This window comes from Aeromonas sp. ASNIH7 (genome assembly GCF_002903485.1).
Lineage (GTDB): Bacteria > Pseudomonadota > Gammaproteobacteria > Enterobacterales > Aeromonadaceae > Aeromonas > Aeromonas caviae.
In genome coordinates this window covers 4,396,502-4,412,654 of record NZ_CP026226.1, presented here as the reverse complement: position 1 = coordinate 4,412,654, position 16,153 = coordinate 4,396,502, and the positions used below count along the sequence as shown (strand labels likewise).

At 64.3% G+C, this 16,153-nt stretch carries 15 protein-coding genes and 5 tRNA genes; 13 read left to right on the top strand and 7 right to left on the bottom strand.

Going from position 1 to position 16,153, the window contains the following annotated elements:
* The first annotated feature begins 112 nt into the window (after positions 1-112).
* The 4 genes from C2U47_RS20655 to C2U47_RS20640 all read left to right on the top strand — a co-directional run bounded on the left by C2U47_RS20655 (position 113) and on the right by C2U47_RS20640 (position 3,377).
* Positions 113-1,003 (top strand): DMT family transporter, encoded by an 891-nt coding sequence (locus tag C2U47_RS20655; protein WP_010674634.1) that lies wholly within the window; start codon positions 113-115, stop codon positions 1,001-1,003.
* 73 nt (positions 1,004-1,076) lie between these two features.
* Positions 1,077-2,255, top strand: a complete 1,179-nt coding sequence (gene purT / locus C2U47_RS20650; RefSeq protein WP_010674633.1) for a formate-dependent phosphoribosylglycinamide formyltransferase — start codon at positions 1,077-1,079, stop codon at positions 2,253-2,255.
* Between the two features lie 128 nt (positions 2,256-2,383).
* Positions 2,384-3,043, top strand: a complete 660-nt coding sequence (hxpB, locus tag C2U47_RS20645) for a hexitol phosphatase HxpB (protein WP_010674632.1) — start codon at positions 2,384-2,386, stop codon at positions 3,041-3,043.
* A gap of 130 nt (positions 3,044-3,173) precedes the next feature.
* Positions 3,174-3,377 (top strand): CPXCG motif-containing cysteine-rich protein, encoded by a 204-nt coding sequence (locus C2U47_RS20640; RefSeq protein WP_005336871.1) that lies wholly within the window; start codon positions 3,174-3,176, stop codon positions 3,375-3,377.
* Between the two features lie 78 nt (positions 3,378-3,455).
* On the opposite strand, the gene C2U47_RS20635 is transcribed toward C2U47_RS20640, so the two are convergent.
* Positions 3,456-3,746 carry a YciI family protein gene (locus C2U47_RS20635; RefSeq protein ID WP_029314482.1) on the bottom strand — a complete coding sequence of 97 codons (291 nt, stop codon included), beginning with the start codon at positions 3,744-3,746 and terminating at the stop codon, positions 3,456-3,458.
* A 102-nt stretch (positions 3,747-3,848) separates the two neighbouring features.
* Positions 3,849-4,460 (bottom strand): riboflavin synthase, encoded by a 612-nt coding sequence (locus C2U47_RS20630; RefSeq protein ID WP_010674630.1) that lies wholly within the window; start codon positions 4,458-4,460, stop codon positions 3,849-3,851.
* 133 nt (positions 4,461-4,593) lie between these two features.
* Between C2U47_RS20630 and C2U47_RS20625 the strand changes: the two genes are divergently transcribed.
* The 7 genes from C2U47_RS20625 to C2U47_RS20595 all read left to right on the top strand — a co-directional run bounded on the left by C2U47_RS20625 (position 4,594) and on the right by C2U47_RS20595 (position 7,098).
* Positions 4,594-4,800: a YaeP family protein gene (locus tag C2U47_RS20625; protein ID WP_010674629.1), complete on the top strand. Its 207-nt coding sequence runs from the start codon at positions 4,594-4,596 to the stop codon at positions 4,798-4,800.
* 151 nt (positions 4,801-4,951) lie between these two features.
* Positions 4,952-6,331 (top strand): MATE family efflux transporter, encoded by a 1,380-nt coding sequence (locus tag C2U47_RS20620; protein ID WP_029314480.1) that lies wholly within the window; start codon positions 4,952-4,954, stop codon positions 6,329-6,331.
* A 194-nt stretch (positions 6,332-6,525) separates the two neighbouring features.
* A tRNA-Val gene (locus C2U47_RS20615) sits at positions 6,526-6,602 on the top strand.
* Positions 6,603-6,613: 11 nt separating this feature from the next.
* Positions 6,614-6,690 (top strand) — tRNA-Val (locus tag C2U47_RS20610).
* Between the two features lie 17 nt (positions 6,691-6,707).
* A tRNA-Val gene (locus tag C2U47_RS20605) sits at positions 6,708-6,784 on the top strand.
* A 121-nt stretch (positions 6,785-6,905) separates the two neighbouring features.
* Positions 6,906-6,982: transfer RNA gene (locus tag C2U47_RS20600), tRNA-Val, on the top strand.
* A 39-nt stretch (positions 6,983-7,021) separates the two neighbouring features.
* Positions 7,022-7,098 (top strand) — tRNA-Val (locus C2U47_RS20595).
* Between the two features lie 140 nt (positions 7,099-7,238).
* On the opposite strand, the gene C2U47_RS20590 is transcribed toward C2U47_RS20595, so the two are convergent.
* A complete protein-coding gene (locus C2U47_RS20590; RefSeq protein ID WP_010674627.1) occupies positions 7,239-9,641 on the bottom strand; it encodes a DNA polymerase II in 2,403 nt (800 codons plus the stop codon).
* Positions 9,642-9,878: 237 nt separating this feature from the next.
* Here C2U47_RS20590 and C2U47_RS20585 point away from each other — a divergent pair, with 237 nt between their 5' ends.
* Positions 9,879-10,757: a pirin family protein gene (locus C2U47_RS20585; protein ID WP_010674626.1), complete on the top strand. Its 879-nt coding sequence runs from the start codon at positions 9,879-9,881 to the stop codon at positions 10,755-10,757.
* Positions 10,758-10,816: 59 nt separating this feature from the next.
* On the opposite strand, the gene C2U47_RS20580 is transcribed toward C2U47_RS20585, so the two are convergent.
* The 4 genes from C2U47_RS20580 to C2U47_RS20565 form a co-directional block, all read right to left on the bottom strand.
* On the bottom strand, positions 10,817-11,677 hold the full coding sequence (locus C2U47_RS20580) for a PA4780 family RIO1-like protein kinase (RefSeq protein WP_029314478.1): 861 nt from the start codon (positions 11,675-11,677) through the stop codon (positions 10,817-10,819).
* Between the two features lie 94 nt (positions 11,678-11,771).
* On the bottom strand, positions 11,772-12,767 hold the full coding sequence (locus tag C2U47_RS20575; protein ID WP_029314477.1) for an LpxL/LpxP family acyltransferase: 996 nt from the start codon (positions 12,765-12,767) through the stop codon (positions 11,772-11,774).
* Between the two features lie 154 nt (positions 12,768-12,921).
* Entirely contained in the window at positions 12,922-13,911 is a 990-nt protein-coding gene (locus C2U47_RS20570; RefSeq protein ID WP_010674623.1) for a lipid A biosynthesis (KDO)2-(lauroyl)-lipid IVA acyltransferase, read from the bottom strand.
* A gap of 220 nt (positions 13,912-14,131) precedes the next feature.
* On the bottom strand, positions 14,132-15,112 hold the full coding sequence (locus tag C2U47_RS20565) for a TDT family transporter (RefSeq protein ID WP_029314475.1): 981 nt from the start codon (positions 15,110-15,112) through the stop codon (positions 14,132-14,134).
* 103 nt (positions 15,113-15,215) lie between these two features.
* Between C2U47_RS20565 and C2U47_RS20560 the strand changes: the two genes are divergently transcribed.
* Positions 15,216-16,100 (top strand): LysR substrate-binding domain-containing protein, encoded by an 885-nt coding sequence (locus C2U47_RS20560; protein ID WP_010674621.1) that lies wholly within the window; start codon positions 15,216-15,218, stop codon positions 16,098-16,100.
* The last annotated feature ends 53 nt before the right edge of the window (positions 16,101-16,153 follow it).

The window sequence follows — 16,153 nt, the reverse complement described above, 5'->3', positions numbered from 1 at the left end:
TGATGTCTGTGCATTTCCTCGGCAGAGAGGGGCTCATCAAACTCCGCACCCTTGGCATGACAAACGATTGCCGTTATGATCCGCCGCACTTTTTGTACGTGATCCGGATCTCATGACCTCCTCCCGCAGGCACTCCCCCTTTGCCGGCGCCGTCTGGATGATGGTGGCAGGCCTCTGCTTCGCCGCCGTCAACAGCCTGAGCCAGTATGTCAGCTTCACGCTCGGCCTCCCCTCGACCCAGGTCGCCTTTCACCAATATCTGATAGCCCTGGTCTGCCTGCTGCCCTGGCTGGTGCGCCACGGTCTGCGCCAGTCCCTGATGACGAACCAGCTGCGCCTGCACCTGCTGCGGGTCGCCCTTGCGGTGACCGGCATCCAGTTCTGGCTCTGGGCACTGGCGGTCCCCGTCCCCATCTGGCAGGGGATCGCGCTCTTGATGACCTCCCCCCTGTTTGCCACCCTGGGATCAGCCCTCTTTCTCAAAGAGCAGGTGAGCCGGGCCCGCATCCTGGCCACCCTGGCCGGCTTTGTCGGCGCCATGCTGATCCTGGCCCCCTGGACCGACGACTTCACCCTGGCCTCCCTGCTGCCGGTGGCGGCCGCCCTCTTCTGGGCAGGCTACTCCTTGCTGGTGCGCTATCAGGCGGCCAGCGAGTCGTCCCACACCATCGTCGTCTACCTGCTCGTCTTCAGCACCCCGTTCAACGCCATGCTGGCGATCCCTGAATGGCAGTGGCCGAGCGAAACCCAGTGGCTGCTGGTGGCCGCCTCGGGCGTACTGTCGGCACTGGCCCAGATGTCCATCGCCCGCGCCTACAGCGTGGCGGAGGCCTCCTTCGTGCAACCTTTTGATTTTGCCAAGCTGCCCATTAACGTGCTGGCCGGCTGGCTGGTATTTGGCTGGGCGCCCCCCGGTCGCTTGTGGCTGGGGGCGGCCATCATCATCGGCGCCATCACCCTGCTCACCCATCTGGAGCAGCGCGCCCACCCACCCACTTCCTGAGGTACGCCATGCGTGCCTCTTTTTTTGCTCACCCGGATCAGCCCTGCTGACCACCGACCTCAGGAGAGATCAGATGTTTGGAACCGCCACCCGCCCCACTGCGACCCGCGCCCTGCTGCTGGGATCAGGCGAACTCGGCAAGGAGGTCGCCATCGAGCTGCAGCGGCTCGGTATCGAGGTGATCGCCGCCGACCGCTATGCCAACGCCCCCGCCATGCAGGTGGCCCACCAGGCCCGCGTGCTGGACATGCTGGATGGTGCCGCCCTGCGCGCCCTGGTGGCCGAGGTCAAGCCCGACCTCATCATCCCCGAGATTGAAGCCATCGCCACCGACACCCTGGCCGCCCTCGAGCAGGAAGGGGTCAAGGTGGTGCCCAATGCCCGCGCCACCCAGCTCACCATGAACCGGGAGGGGATCCGTCGCCTCGCCGCCGAAACCCTGGGACTGCCCACCTCTGCCTACCGCTTTGCCCAGAGCAAGGAGGAGTTTGTGGCCTCCGTCGAGGCCATCGGCTTGCCCTGCGTGGTAAAACCGGTGATGAGCTCCTCCGGCAAGGGGCAGAGCCTGCTGCGCGACCTCGCCAGGCTGGATGAAAGCTGGACCTATGCCCAGGAGGGGGGCCGTGCCGGTCGTGGCAAGGTGATTGTCGAAGGCTTCGTTCCTTTCGAGTACGAGATCACCCTGCTCACGGTGCGCGCCGCCGATGGCATCCACTTCTGCGAGCCTATCGGCCATCGTCAGGAGGATGGCGACTACCGCGAATCCTGGCAGCCCCAGGCCATGAGCGAGCTGGCCCTGGCCCGCTCCAAGGAGGTGGCGGCCAAGGTGGTCGAAGCCCTTGGCGGCTACGGTCTGTTCGGGGTCGAGCTCTTCATCAGGGGTGACGAGGTGTGGTTCAGCGAAGTCTCCCCCCGCCCCCACGACACCGGCATGGTGACCCTGATCTCCCAGGATCTCTCCGAGTTCGCCCTGCACGTGCGCGCCATCCTGGGGCTGCCCGTCGGCACCATCACCCAGTACGGTCCGAGCGCCTCTGCCGTGGTGCTGCGGGAAGGCCACAGCCAGGATATCCGCTATCAGGGGATTGGCGAGGCACTGGCCCTGGTGCCGGGTGCCCAGTTGCGTCTCTTTGGCAAGCCGGAGATCGCCGGTCGTCGTCGCCTCGGGGTGGCGCTCGCCCGTGGACAGGATTGCCAGGAAGCCGTGGAGCAGGCCAAGACGGTGGCAGCCCGGGTAGAAGTACTGTTCTAGGCAATCCGCTTTACCACGCAAAAACAAACGTTTATCTGCGTGATCCGGCGCAAGGGGCAGGTGACTGCCCCTTTCCCATTGAAGCACCGGGCTTATAATCCCCCCTTCACCTATGTCAGGAGTACAAGATGTTAACTGCCGTGATCTTCGATATGGATGGTGTTCTGATCGACTCGGAACCCTTCTGGCAACGGGCACAGATGGCCGTCTTCGCCGAACTGGGCCACTTCCACACCGAGGAGGACTGCAACTCCACCATAGGGGTGCGCATCGATCAGCTGGTGGCCCACTGGTACCGGATCCGCCCCTGGAGCAGCCCCAGCCAGGAAGAGGTAGTACAGCGCATCCTGGATCAGGTGATCGCGCTCATCCTGCAAGAGGGGCAGCCCAAGGCCGGGGTGCTGGAAGCCCTCGACCTCATCGAGGCCCAAGGGCTCAAGATCGGGCTCGCCACCTCCTCCCCGTTTGCCATGGTCGAGGCGGTGCTCGGCAAACTCGGCATCCAGGACCGTTTCATGGCGGTCCACTCCGCCGAGGTGGAGCGCTTTGGCAAACCCCACCCGGATGTCTATATCCACGCCGCCGAGAAGCTCGGCGTCGAGCCTGTGCACTGTCTCGCCATCGAGGACAGCTTCACCGGCCTGCTGGCAGCCAAGGCAGCCTCCATGACGGCGCTGATCGTGCCGGACCCGGCGCTGGTCGGCGATCCCCGTCTGGCCATCGCCAACCACGAGCTGCGCTCTCTTGCCGAGCTGAACGCAGAGATGCTGGCCGGCTGGGTCAAGTAGGCAACACTGACTGACCTCCTGCCTCCCTTGAGCCCGCTCATAAACGTGCGCTTGCTCGCGGTTGCGCCGCCTTGTGGCGACTAGAATCAGCAGGAGCACAGAGACGGCCCACGGGCCCGAGGAGGTCACCATGATCGAGTACACCAGCAAGCGTATCGTCTGCCCCCACTGCGGCCACCACACCCGGGTCGAGCTGGATGCCAGCCAGGGGGATCAGGAGTTCTACGAGGATTGCATGGCCTGCTGCAACCCCATCCACCTGCGGCTGCACCGGGATGAAGCCCGCGACTGCCTGCAACTCTTCGTGGATGCCGACGACGAGCAGCTGTTCTGAATTCCCCTGTCCAGACACAGACAAAAACAAACGGGACCCTGTGGGTCCCGTTTGTTCTGGTGCCATCGTCAGGCTGGATCACGCCTCCCTCAAGCACGCCGCCTTCGCCGACGTCATGGTCGGAACAAACTCCACCACCTGATAATCGGCCGCCTCTGCCTGCTTGAAGGGATCCTCTGCCAGCATCGCCTCCAAGGCGTCTCGGCTCACGCCCTGCGCCAGTATGACGCCCCCGACTCGGGGTACCCGACGCCCGGACGCCAGAAAATGGCCTGCGGCATATTGCCGCTCCAGCCACGCAATGTGGGCCGGGATCAGGGCATCGATCTCCGCCAGCGGTTTCACATAGGTCAATGTCACGACAAACATAGAGAAGTCTCCAAGGCTCTGGGGCGGCGCCTCTTCCACAAGAGGGCGCCTTTCCCGTGATGCCGCCCTCCTCTTCGAACCCTGGGGGCAGCGCTCAGGTGGTTACTGGCGCGCCGCCAGCACCCGCTCCACCGTGTCGACGATGGCCTGGGTCTGGGGGTCAATCTCGATGTTGGTCTGCCAGCCGGCCTTGACCCAGCCCAGGTTGGTCCGGGCCAGGGTCTCGGGGATCAGGTTGACGCAGAACTCCCTGGCGCGTACCTCGCCCACGGTGAGGCTGATGCCGTCGATGCCGATGTAGCCCTTGGTCAGCACGTACTTCATGAGCGCAGGATCGAGGCGATACCACACCTGGCGGTTGTTGGGGGTGTCGATGACCGAGGTCACCTCGGCCGTCCCCATGATGTGGCCGGACATGGCATGGCCGCCAATCTCGTCCCCAAAGCGGGCGGCCCGCTCCACGTTGACCTTGTCACCCACCACCAGTTGCCCAAGGTTGGTGAGGCGCAGAGTCTCTTGCATCAGATCGAAGCTGACCAGATCCCCCTCCACCCGGGTGACGGTCAGGCAGCAGCCGTTGTGGGCCACCGAGGCCCCCAGGGCCAGCCCCTCGCCCCAGGCCGGGCTCGGCATGCGGATCACGTGGGTGCGAAAATTGGGCAGTGAATCGATGGCCACCAGTTCGGCGGTCCCTTGTACGATGCCGGTGAACATGAGTCTCTCCAGGCTGTGAAAATTGTCGGCAGGTTACCCCCGGCCACCTTGCAAGACAAGGGTGCCGGCTGACAAGGAGAAGCGCGATCGCTATAGTGACCCCAATCAATCCAGACTGAACGAGGAAACAAAAATGCAGGTATATCAATGCTGTGAAGCCATTCGCATCGCCTACAACCAGATTGGCTCCGGCGAGCAGGGTTATGTGCCCCAGGCCATCGCCGCCAGCATACGGGCGCTTAACGCCGTGGCCTCCGACGAGCGGGTACCGGCGGATCTGCGCGAGCAGGCGGCCTATGCCGCGGCCAACCTGCTGATCAGCGATCACGAAGACGCCTGATCCCGGCTACAAATCTGCCGCCGACCTTCCCCGTTGGCGGTTTTTCAGGCTAGAATGACACCCCCGCATTTTGTCTCCTCAGGACGAGGAGGCAAAAGCCCATCTCTCTTGCCCGCTCTTTCTCTTTTATCTGATCCACTCGGAGGTGTCAGTGCAACGTTATTGGTCCGAGGCGAAGCAGCTCGTTCGTCTAGCCAGCCCCATTCTGGTCGCCCAGGTGGCCCAGATCGCCATGAACTTCGTCGATACCGTGATGGCGGGACAGGTGAGCGCCGTGGATCTTGCCGCCGTGTCGGTGGCGTCCAGCTTCTGGTTGCCGATCATCTTGCTGGTGCAGGGCATCATCATGGCCCTCACCCCCATCGTTTCCCAGCTCAACGGCGCCCGCAAGCAGGACGAGGTGCGCCCCGCCGTGCACCAGGGCTTCTGGCTCGCCCTCATCGTCACGCCCATCGCCATGGTGGCACTCTACTTCAGCCCCCTGGCACTGCAATTCATGGACGTGGATCCCGTCATGGCGGCCAAGACTGCCGGCTACCTGCACGCCATCCTGTGGGGCCTGCCCGCCTTCGTGATGTTCCAGGTGCTGCGCAACTTCAGTGAGGGGCTCTCCCACACCATGCCGACCATGGTGATCGGTTTCGTGGGGCTCGCGGTCAACATCCCCGCCAACTACATCTTCATTCACGGCCACTTCGGCATGCCGAAACTCGGCGGCGTCGGCTGCGGCGTGGCCACTGCCATCGTGCTCTGGGCCATGCTGCTGGCGATGATCGTCTATGTGAAGTGCTCTGCCCACTTCAAGCGCATCAACCTGTTCGCCCAACTGGCACGCCCCAACGGCAGCCGGATCTGGCGCCTGTTCCGCCTGGGGTTTCCCATCGCCATGGCCATCTTCTGCGAGGTGACCCTGTTTACCGTGGTGGCCCTGATGCTGGCACCCTTCGGCGCGGAGACGGTGGCGAGTCACCAGATTGCGCTCAACTTCTCCAGCCTGGTCTTCATGCTGCCCCTGTCCATTGGTGTCGGCGTGACCATCCGGGTCGGTCACAACATAGGGGAAGGTCAACCGGATCAGGCCAGGGTCGCCGCCCGCACCGGCCTGATGCTGGGCATGGGAGTCGCCGCCGCAACCGCCGCCCTCACCGTGCTGCTGCGCGACCCCATCGCGGGGATCTACACCGACGACCTGCAGGTGATCGGCCTCGCCGCCACCCTGCTCTTCTTCGCCGCCATCTACCAGATCTCCGATTCTGTACAGGTGGTGGCCGCGGCGGCCCTGCGCGGTTACAAGGATACCCAGGCCATCTTCTACGTCACCATCGTCGCCTATTGGGGGCTGGGTCTGCCCACCGGCATGATCCTGGGGCTGACCGACTGGGTGGTACCGCGCATGGGCCCGCAGGGCTTCTGGATAGGCTTCATCGTCGGTCTCACCTCCGCCGCCCTGATGCTGGGCGCACGGCTGCGCGTCATCTACGGCCGCTTCGCCAGCCCCGCAGCCTGCACCGCCCTCTCCCGGGCGCAATAGGGCGCGGCCAGGGGCACGGGGAGCCGCACTTTTGGGGCGGCTCGCCTGTAAAATCAACAGGCTGCACAAGAACTGGGCAAACAGTCTCCTTTGTGCATGTCCCTTGTTGACAGCCTTGGGGGCCATGGGTAGTATGCCGACCACGCCAGCAGTGCTGGCGGGATAAAACGGGTTTTCAACCCGGTTTATGAAGTGGGTTTATAGCTCAGTTGGTTAGAGCACTACCTTGACATGGTAGGGGTCGTTGGTTCGAATCCAATTAAACCCACCACTTTTCGTGATGCGTCCTTAGCTCAGCTGGTTAGAGCACCACCTTGACATGGTGGGGGTCGGTGGTTCGAATCCACTAGGACTCACCATCACGAAACCCTGTTATGCGTCCTTAGCTCAGCTGGTTAGAGCACCACCTTGACATGGTGGGGGTCGGTGGTTCGAATCCACTAGGACGCACCATAACAGTTTGAATAAATTGCAGATATGAATTTGATGTGGGTCTAAAGCTCAGTCGGTTAGAACAGTACTTTGACATGGCGTAGGCAATGTCGTTGGTTCGAATCCGGTTGAACACAGATGTGGGTTTATAGCTCAGTTGGTTAGAGCACTACCTTGACATGGTAGGGGTCGTTGGTTCGAATCCAATTAAACCCACCACTCCCCTGCAATGACACACAAAGTCGCCTTGCGCACCCTGCGTCCTTAGCTCAGCTGGTTAGAGCATCACCTTGACATGGTGGGGGTCGGTGGTTCGAATCCACTAGGACGCACCAGATTTGAAAAGCCCGCTTGATAGCGGGCTTTTTGCATTGGTCGGCTCTGACATCCGCTCTCCCCCGTCATCTGCCTCCTGTCCCCTCTGGCCCACGGGCCGCCATTGTCGTGCCATGGCCGCCGCGTTTACCTCGCTTCGTCAGAAGAGATCGAGCTGCTGGCCGCAGATCCGCTCGAACGACTCCCCCACAAAGGGAAGGATGGCGTCGGCGATGGGCCTGAGCTGCTTGTCGATGTAGTGCTCGTAGTCGACGGCGCTGCGCCGGTACTCCAAAGGCTCGGGGCCGTTCAGGGTCATCAGGTAGGCGATGGTGCCCCTGTGCTGATAACGCTGGGGCAGGCCGCGGCGCAGATTCTCCTCATCCGCCAGGCGCGCCGCCCGCACATGGGGCGGCACGTTCTTCTGATACTCCTCGAGTTTCTGGCGCAGCCGCTTGCGGTAGATGAGCAGATCGTCGTGACGGCCGGCCCGGGTCTCGTCCACCATGGTGCGCACATAACTGCTGGGATCCTGGTCGTGGAACACCATTTCGTAGAGCCGGGTCTGGAATGCCTTGGCAAGGGGTGTCCAGTCGGTGCGCACCGTCTCCAGCCCCTTGAACACCAGGTGCTCCCCTTCCCCTTCGCCCACCAGTCCCGCATAGCGTTTCTTGCTCCCCTTCTCCAGCCCGCGAATGGTGGGCATCAGGAAACGGCGGTAGTGGGTCTCGTACTGGATCTCCAGATGGCTCGGCAGGTCGAACTCCCGCCTTATCAGCGCGGCCCAGTTGTCGTTGATCATCTTCGCCAGTCGCTGGCCAATCTCGTCCGCCTGTTCGAGACGGATATCGCTCCCCAGGTGCACGAAGGTGGAGTCGGTGTCCCCATAGATCACCTCGAACCCTTCTGCCTCTATCCACTCCCGGGTCTGCTGCATGATGCCGTGGCCCCGCAAGGTGATGGAGGAGGCGAGCCTCGGGTCATAGAAGCGGCAGCCCCCCGACCCCAGCACCCCGTAGAAGGAGTTCATGATGATCTTGATGGCCTGGGAGAGGGCCTTGTTACTGGCGGCCTTGGCCCGATCCCGCGCCGCCCAGAGGGTGGCGATGAGATCCGGCAGGAAGTGGCGGGTTCGGGAGAACAGGGCGCCGCGAAAGCCTGGAATGGCGTTATCCGGGTGTTTGAGCCCCTCCACCAGCCCCATGGGGTCGATGCAGAAGGTGCGGATGATGCTGGGATAGAGGCTCTTGAAGTCGAGCACCAGCACGTGGCGATAGAGCCCCGGCTTGGAGTCCATCACATAGCCGCCGGGGCTTGCGAGCCCGCCGTCTGCCGGCAGGTTGGGCGCCACATAGCCACCGCGGTGCAGCCGTGGCAGATAGAGGTTGGTGAACGCCGCCACCGACCCGCCCACCCGGTCGAGCTCAAGACCGGTGAGGGAGGCGCGCTCGATGGCGAAGGGGATGAGGTGGCAGAAATCGAAGATCTCCCACACCAGCCTGCAATCTTCCAGGTTGTAGCGGGCCAGCGCCTCCTTGTCGGAGTGGAACAGCTCGGTGATCTTCTCCCCCCGGTTGGCCACGTCCTCGATGTCCTTGCCCCGCCCGAGCAGCTCGCTCGCCACCGCATCCAGGCTGTAGCTCGGGAACTGCCAGGTGGCGCTCTTGAGGGTATCGATGCCGTCCAGCACCATGCGCCCCGGGATGATGACGTTGCCGCTCTGGGGGTCGTTTCGGGACGAGCGCCAGAAGCAGAGCTCCCGCCCGCGCCCGAGCCGCAGCCGCCGCTTGTGGAGTTCGGCGCGGCGCAGCAGCAGGCGAAAGTCGAAATTCACCACGTTCCAGCCGATGACGAGATCGGGATCGTGCAGGCTGAACCAGCCCTCCAGGGCACCGAGCAGGGCTGGCTCGTCCGCCACCCACTCGACGGGGGTCTCCCAGTCCTGCGAGTCCGGCTCCGGGGCACCAATCATGATGACCCGCGCGTCCTCTTCGCTATGAAGCCCCACCGAGAAGAGAGTGCCATCCATGGCGCACTCCACGTCCAGGGAGACCCAGGAGAGGGTCGGCGTCACCGCCTGCGGCGCACAGCGCGCCTCGTTTACCTCCCAGTAACCCTGCCTGCCCCCCTTTCGCCTCGCCTTGCCGTCAAAGCGCATCCCGGCGGTGATGAAGCGCTCCATGAGAAAGCGCTCGGGCAGGCGGACATCCGCCTCGAAGTGCTCCAATCCGCGGATGAGCAGCAGCTCGATGGCGCGGTGGAAGGCGCTCAGGGTGGCAAAGTAGCAGCCCACCACCCGGCTCCCCTCGAAGGTGTGCATGGGGAGGCGGCGAAAACGCCCCCTCACCCCGGCCCCCTTGAAAAGCTCTGCCGCCTCCTCCAGGTGGCGTTCCGGGAGGAAGAAGACCGGCTCCTGCCCCGGCACCACCACCCGTACCGGTCCCTGTGCGCTCCAGAGCCACATCACGATCTCGGTACGCCCCTGCACATCCCGACCATGGCGGGTCAGGATGAAGCCGTCGAGCGGCGGGGTCACGGGAGGGAGGGGCTGGATGTCGGTCATGCAGGTGGTCGGGCTCAAGAGTGGGATGGGACTATTGTACGTTCATACAGTACCCGGCTGCAATTGCCGGGCTGGGCCCTCAGGGCAGGCGCTGTGCCCCGTCTTTGCCATCCGGCGCCGGATTGGGGCATAGTAACCTCGGCATCACTCACAGGCACCGGGCGAGACGGCATGTCCAACTTCCGGCAGACGCTGCGGCCTGCGCGCGCCAACCTTTTCCTCGACAAGGAGCACCCCATGACACAACAGTGGCAACGCATTGCCTCCCGCCTCACCGATGTGGGCGGCATCCCGGTGGCTCGCGCCATCCCGGTCAAGGAGCGGCGCACCATCGGGCCCTGGTGTTTTCTCGATCATATCGGCCCGACCCGCTTTGCCCCCGGCGCCCCCGGCATGGATGTGGGGCCCCACCCCCACATCGCCCTGCAGACCTTCACCTGGATGCTGGAGGGGGAGATCCTCCACCGGGACAGCCTGGGCAGCAAGCAGGTGATCCGTCCGGGCCAGGTGAACCTGATGACCGCAGGACGGGGCATCGCCCACACGGAGGAGTCGGTCCCGAACCAGCCCGATCTGCACGCCGCCCAGCTCTGGATAGCCCTGCCAGAGGCGGATCAGCATACCCCGCCCCGCTTCGATCACTACCCGACGCTCCCCCGCTGGCAGCAAGGGGAGATCACCCTCACTCTGCTCATCGGCGAGCACGGCAGCCGGCGCGCCCCCACCCTGCACTTCTCCCCCATTCTGGGGCTGGATCTGCACGCCCCCGAGGGAGGCGAGATCACCCTTCCCCTGGATCCCGCCTTCGAGCACGGCCTCTTTCCCCTCGCGGGGGAGACCATCGTCGCAGGGGAGGCCCTGGCCCCGGAGCAGCTGCTCTACCTGCCCCCCGGCAACCGGGAGGTGGCGCTGACCCTGCGCCCGGGCGCCCGGCTGCTGCTCATCGGCGGCGAGCCCCTGCCCAAACCGCTGCAGATCTGGTGGAACTTCGTGAGCGTCGACAAGGAGGCCATTCGCACCGCCGCCGCCGACTGGGAGAGCGGTCATCCGCGCTTTGGCGAGGTGACGGGTTACCAGGGGCCCCGTCTCAAGGCGCCACCCCTGACCGGGCTCTGAGCCAGGGTCCAAAACAAAAGAGCGCCCATGGCGCTCTTTTTGATTGGAATGAAGGCCCGTCAGGACTCCTCTTCCTGCTCCGCCTGCAACCTGGCCCGGCGGGCCATGGCCTCCTCCTGGGCACTCTCTATCTCGTGCAGCACGCCATCCAGATCGATGGCCTCCCGGCTCTCTTCGAACAGGCCGGTGAGCTCGGTCTCGGGGCCCAGCTTGCCATCCTCGAACAAGGACCACATCTCCCGGGCATACCGGGTCTTGAGCAGCTCGGGGGCATACATGCCGTAGTAGTTGCGCATGTTGTCGACATCCCGCTCCAGCATGGCCCTGGCCTGGTTGTTGGCGGCGGCATCCACCACCTGGGGCAGGTCGATGATGACGGGCCCCTCTTCGTCCACCAGCACGTTGAACTCCGAGAGATCCCCGTGAATGAGCCCGGCGCAGAGCATGCGCACCACGTAGCGGATCACCTTGCCATGATCCACCAGAGCCTGCTCACGGGTCAGGGCCACGTCGTTGAGACGGGGAGCGACGTTGCCGTCGGCGTCGGTGATGAGCTCCATCAGCAGCACGCCATCGAGGCAGACATAGGGCCTGGGCACCCGCACCCCGGCCGCCGCCAGCTTGAACAGGGCATCCACCTCGGTGTTCTGCCACACCTCTTCGTGCTGCTTGCGACCGTACTTGGAGCCCTTCTCCATGGCGCGGGCATCGCGGCTGCTGCGTACCCGCCGCCCTTCCTGATAGACCACGGCCTGCTTGAAGCTGCGCTTTGACGCCTCTTTGTAGACCTTGGCGCAGCGGATCTCGTCGCCGCAGCGCACCACATAGACGTCGGCCTCTTTGCCGCTCATCAGCCGGCTGATGACATCGTCCACCAGGCCGTCATCAACCAGAGGTTGGATTCGATTTGGAATTTTCATGACCGCCCTTTTACCCTATTTGCACCTTGTTTGCACCTGTTTGCTGGTGGCCTGCCACCCCTGTCAGAAACGGCCCGCAAGGGGGCCGTGTCGATCAAGGTTCCGGTGGCAGCCCCTGGCGGATGCGGCGGATCCCCGCCTCGTAGAGACCGTCCTCGCCCTGATCGTGCTCCTGGGTTTCGAAGATCTTGAGAAACCACATGTACTGCTCGGGGAAGCGGCCAAGCTGCTGCTCCACCATGCGGTTCATCTGGTTGACGTCCGCCACCAGATCCGCGGTGGGATAAGGATCGAACGGCGCCTCGATCTCCAGCCGGTAGCACCCCTCGTCCTCGTCGTAGCAGGCCAGAATGGGCACGGCGCGGGCACCGGTCAGCTTCACCAGCTTGGGCAGGGCCGGCAGGGTCGCCTTGGGGTGGTTGAAGAAGGGCACGAAGAGGCTCGCCTCCCGGCCGTGATCCTGATCCGGCAGATAGAAAAAGCTGTCGCCGCTGCGCAGGGCCTTGATGGCGGGCTTGATGCCGACGCTGCGCTCGTAGATACGCCCACCCTTGCTGCGCTCGCGGTTGATGTACCAGTCGAACACCGCATCCTTGGGGCTTTTCATCATGGTGCACATCTTGATCCCCTGGAGGGGGAAGTAGCGGCCAATCATGTCCACCGCCCAGGTGTGGGGCACCACGAAGATCATGGGGCGACCGGCTGCCCGCTCCGCCTCCACGTGCTCCCAGCCGCTCACCTTGACGCGCCCCTTGAGGAAGTCGGGGCTGCGCCAGGTCAGCTCGCCAAAGCCCAGGAAGGTCTTGAGCCCCACCCGGATGGATTTCAGCAGCAGGGCCTGACGGCCCGCCTCGTCGAGATGGGGGAAGCAGATCTTGAGGTTGGTGTCGGCGATGTAGGCCTGCTTCCTGGAGACGCGCAGCAGCAGGGGGGCCAGGTAGTCGGCCAGCTTGTCCCGTGCCCTTGCCGGCACCCAGGCCAGCAGGGAGAGCAGAGCGACGGCCAGCCAGCTGCCCCACAGACGGGGGTGCAGCAGGCGCGGATGAAAAGAGGTGTCAAACACCGGATCTTGTGCGGACATGGTCGCCATCGAATCATCAAAACAGAGCGTCATTTTAGTGATCCTGACAACTTTTTCTACCCTGCCCTGCACAGCGCCCCCGCGCCAAGTCACTGATCAGACAAGTTAGAAATAAAAAGTGGCCCGCTTGGGGCCACATTTTTGCACCGGGTGAGCGCAAGGCTCAGGGGTGAGGAGCAAGGCCCCGGCGGATGCGCCGGATCCCCTCTTCGTAGAGGCCATCCGGCCCCACCTGATCCTCACGGGTGTCGAAGATCTTGAGGAACCACATGTACTGGCCCGGGTGGCGGCAGAGCTGGCGCTCCACGCTGTCGTTCATGCGGCAGGTATCCGCCATCAGATCCCCGCTCGGGTAGTCGGCGTAGGGAGCCTCGACCTCCAACCGGTAGCCGTGCGCCTGCTCGTCATAGCAGGCCAGCACCGGCAGGGCCCGGGCGCCGGTCAGCTTCACCAGCCGTGGCAGGGCCGGCAACGTCGCCTTGGGGTGGTTGAAGAAGGGGGCGAACAGGCTTGCCTCCCGGCCGTGATCCTGATCCGGCAGATAGAAGAAGCTCAGACCGGATTTCACCGCCTTGATCACCGGCTTGATGCCGGCGCTGCGCTCATAGACGCGGCAGCCGTGCCGGGCCCGCGCGCCGTTGATGTGCCAGTCGAACACCGGGTTGCGGGCGCTCTTCATCATGGTGCACATGGGCAGGCCCCGCTGGGCAAAGTAGTAGCCCGCCGCGTCGATGGGCCAGCTGTGGGGCACCACCAGGATCACCGGTCGGCCAGCGGCCTGCTCCGCCTCGATATGTTCCCAGCCGCTGACCTGGATCCGCCCCATCACGTGGGCGGGGCTGCGCCAGGTGAACTCGCCAAAGCCCAGCAGGCTCTTGAGGCCGACCCGGATGGAGGTCATCAGGATGGCCTCCCGCTCGGCCTCGCTCTTCTCCTTGAAGCAGATGGCGAGGTTGGTCCTGGCGATGTAGATCTGCTTCTTCGAGATGGCGCATACCAGGGGCGTCAGAGCATCGGCCAGGCGATCCCGCCAGCGCGGGGGCACGAAGGCGAGCACACCGATGGCGCCGAGGGCGAGCCAGCTCAACCAGTAACGGGGGTGCAGCAGACGAGGCTGGAATCGGGCGTCAAACACGGGATCAGATGAGGACATGGGGCACGACAAAACAATGGGAAGATAAAGTGGCGCGCATCGTGACAGGTATTACCAGTTAACGCCAACTGAATGTCGCCTGTATGGGCAACTATTTAAGCCACTTCACGGATTGACAAAATTAATCTGCTTCATTTGATTCCCCTCTGTGTCACTGCATCACGAACGGCAGACCCCGCACGGGCGGGGTCGATGACGAGGGGGGATGAAAACCTTGTGCCTAGCGGCGTGCGGGCTGCCCCGGCAGGTCATCCTGCACCGCCGGCAGGAAGAACATCAGGTAACGCAGGGCCACGTAACCCACCACCAGGGTGGCCACCCCCAGCTCCAGATAGGCCAGCTGATGGAGCTGCTCGGCATAGCGGGCCGCCTCCGGCCACTGCGACAGCAGGTGACTCACCTTGAACAGGGCGGTGGCCCCGATCACCAGGGGGAAGGTGAAAGCGGCGTAACCCGGCGAGAACGGCAGGCGCAGCAGCTTGATGAAGGCCAGGTAGATGATGCCGGTCATCAGCACGGCGATCCCGAGCAGCACCGCCACCAGCAGCAGGGAGGGATCCTGGCTCACGGTGAGGTAGCCGGCCAGCGACAGGCTCGCCGGGGCGGCCAGGATGGCGATAGTGGGCTTGGCGGCATCCGGCACCTCGTGGCTGAAGATGAGGCGATAGAGCATCAGCGGCAGCATCAGGCCGTAGCAGGCCATGCCGAACCAGAGCAGGCCGGTGGCCAGGGATGCGAAGGGACCGCCCGGGTAGGCCACGTCAGCCACGATGATCCCCACCGGCGGCACAAACCAGCTCGGCACCATGTGATGGATTTCGAACGCTCTGGCCCTGTGCCAGACGAAAGTGGCGAGGAAGACGAGGTGGATGATGACCGCAAACAGCCAGAGCCCCTGCCCCAGGGTCGGGGCGAGCAGGCCGACCGCCTTGGAGACCACCATGGTCCCCATGGCGTAGGTGGGCACCACGCTGCCCACCACGGGATGGGCGAGATCCTGCCACAGCAGGCGCGGGTGGATCAGAAACTTGAAGGTCAGGACGAGGAGCAGCACGGCGGCGATGGCGGCCCCCAGCAGTTGCAGACGGCCATCGAACTGACCGGCATTTTCCCAGCACCAGCCGAGGCTGGCGATCCCCAGAGCCAGACCGGCCATGGGGGTCGGGGCGGCGGCCAGGGAGCGGCGGGTTCTTGCGATCATGGCGAATACCCTCTTGATGATGACGATGGGCATAGGATAAAGGGGGTCTATCGTTTACGATATCTAAATGAATTGAACTTAGCGTTTAGGAAAATCAAACGATATGAAGCTCACCCTGCAACAACTCAAGGTGTTTGCCACCATCGCCCGCCACGGCAACCTGGGGGGCGCCGCCAATGAACTTTGCCTGAGCAAGGGGGCCGTCTCCCAGTCGCTGCAGGAGCTGGAGCGCCAGCTCGCCACGCCCCTGTTCGACCGGGTGCACCCGAGGCTTCAGCTCAACAGCGAGGGGCGCCTGCTGCAACCGGCCGCCGAGGAGCTGCTGACCCGGATGCAGGAGATAGAGCAGCTCTTCAGCCCCGATGCCGAGCCGAGCGGCCAGCTGCACCTCGGGGCCAGCCAGACCATCGGCAACTACCTGCTGCCCGCCCTGCTGGCGGAGGGGGCCCAGGAGCTGGGAGCCGCCCCCAGGGTCACCATCGCCAACACCCACCTCCTGTGCCATGCCCTCGCCCACTTCGAGCTGGATCTCGCCCTCATCGAGGGGGAGAACCACCACCCGGACCTGGTGAGCGAACCCTGGCTGGAGGACGAGATGCTCATCATCGCCGCCCCCGGTCACCCCCTGGCGGATCAGCTCGAGCTGCCCCTGCGCCGGCTTGCCGGGGAAACCTGGGTGCTGCGCGAGGCGCAATCCGGCAGCCGCGAGCAGTTCGAGCAGCAGCTCCAGCCCCACCTGCCCCGCTGGCAGGCGGGGATAGAGCTCAATACCCTGGAGGCGGTGATGCTGGCGGTGGAGAAGGGGCTCGGCATCTCCTTCATCTCCCGCCTCGCGGTGGCGGACCGGCTGGCACAGGGGCGCCTGGTGGCCCTCACCCCGAGTCGCCGCTTCCCCCGCCAGCTCTCCCTCGTCTGGCACAAGCAGAAGTTCCACTCCGTCGCCCTGCGCCGCTTCCTGGCCTTCTGCCGCGCCCAGACCCTGGCGTGAGAACCCCTTCGGATACGACAAGGGCGCCATTGGCGCCCTTGTCGTTCAGCCGA

Bases quoted from the DNA above. Each gene is read 5' to 3' on its own strand.
- C2U47_RS20655 (WP_010674634.1), top strand. From the start codon at position 113: ATGACCTCCTCCCGCAGGCACTCCCCCTTTGCCGGCGCCGTCTGGATG.
- purT (WP_010674633.1), top strand. From the start codon at position 1,077: ATGTTTGGAACCGCCACCCGCCCCACTGCGACCCGCGCCCTGCTGCTG.
- hxpB (WP_010674632.1), top strand. From the start codon at position 2,384: ATGTTAACTGCCGTGATCTTCGATATGGATGGTGTTCTGATCGACTCG.
- C2U47_RS20640 (WP_005336871.1), top strand. From the start codon at position 3,174: ATGATCGAGTACACCAGCAAGCGTATCGTCTGCCCCCACTGCGGCCAC.
- C2U47_RS20635 (WP_029314482.1), bottom strand. From the start codon at position 3,746: ATGTTTGTCGTGACATTGACCTATGTGAAACCGCTGGCGGAGATCGAT.
- C2U47_RS20630 (WP_010674630.1), bottom strand. From the start codon at position 4,460: ATGTTCACCGGCATCGTACAAGGGACCGCCGAACTGGTGGCCATCGAT.
- C2U47_RS20625 (WP_010674629.1), top strand. From the start codon at position 4,594: ATGCAGGTATATCAATGCTGTGAAGCCATTCGCATCGCCTACAACCAG.
- C2U47_RS20590 (WP_010674627.1), bottom strand. From the start codon at position 9,641: ATGACCGACATCCAGCCCCTCCCTCCCGTGACCCCGCCGCTCGACGGC.
- C2U47_RS20585 (WP_010674626.1), top strand. From the start codon at position 9,879: ATGACACAACAGTGGCAACGCATTGCCTCCCGCCTCACCGATGTGGGC.
- C2U47_RS20580 (WP_029314478.1), bottom strand. From the start codon at position 11,677: ATGAAAATTCCAAATCGAATCCAACCTCTGGTTGATGACGGCCTGGTG.
- C2U47_RS20575 (WP_029314477.1), bottom strand. From the start codon at position 12,767: ATGGCGACCATGTCCGCACAAGATCCGGTGTTTGACACCTCTTTTCAT.
- C2U47_RS20570 (WP_010674623.1), bottom strand. From the start codon at position 13,911: ATGTCCTCATCTGATCCCGTGTTTGACGCCCGATTCCAGCCTCGTCTG.
- C2U47_RS20565 (WP_029314475.1), bottom strand. From the start codon at position 15,112: ATGATCGCAAGAACCCGCCGCTCCCTGGCCGCCGCCCCGACCCCCATG.
- C2U47_RS20560 (WP_010674621.1), top strand. From the start codon at position 15,216: ATGAAGCTCACCCTGCAACAACTCAAGGTGTTTGCCACCATCGCCCGC.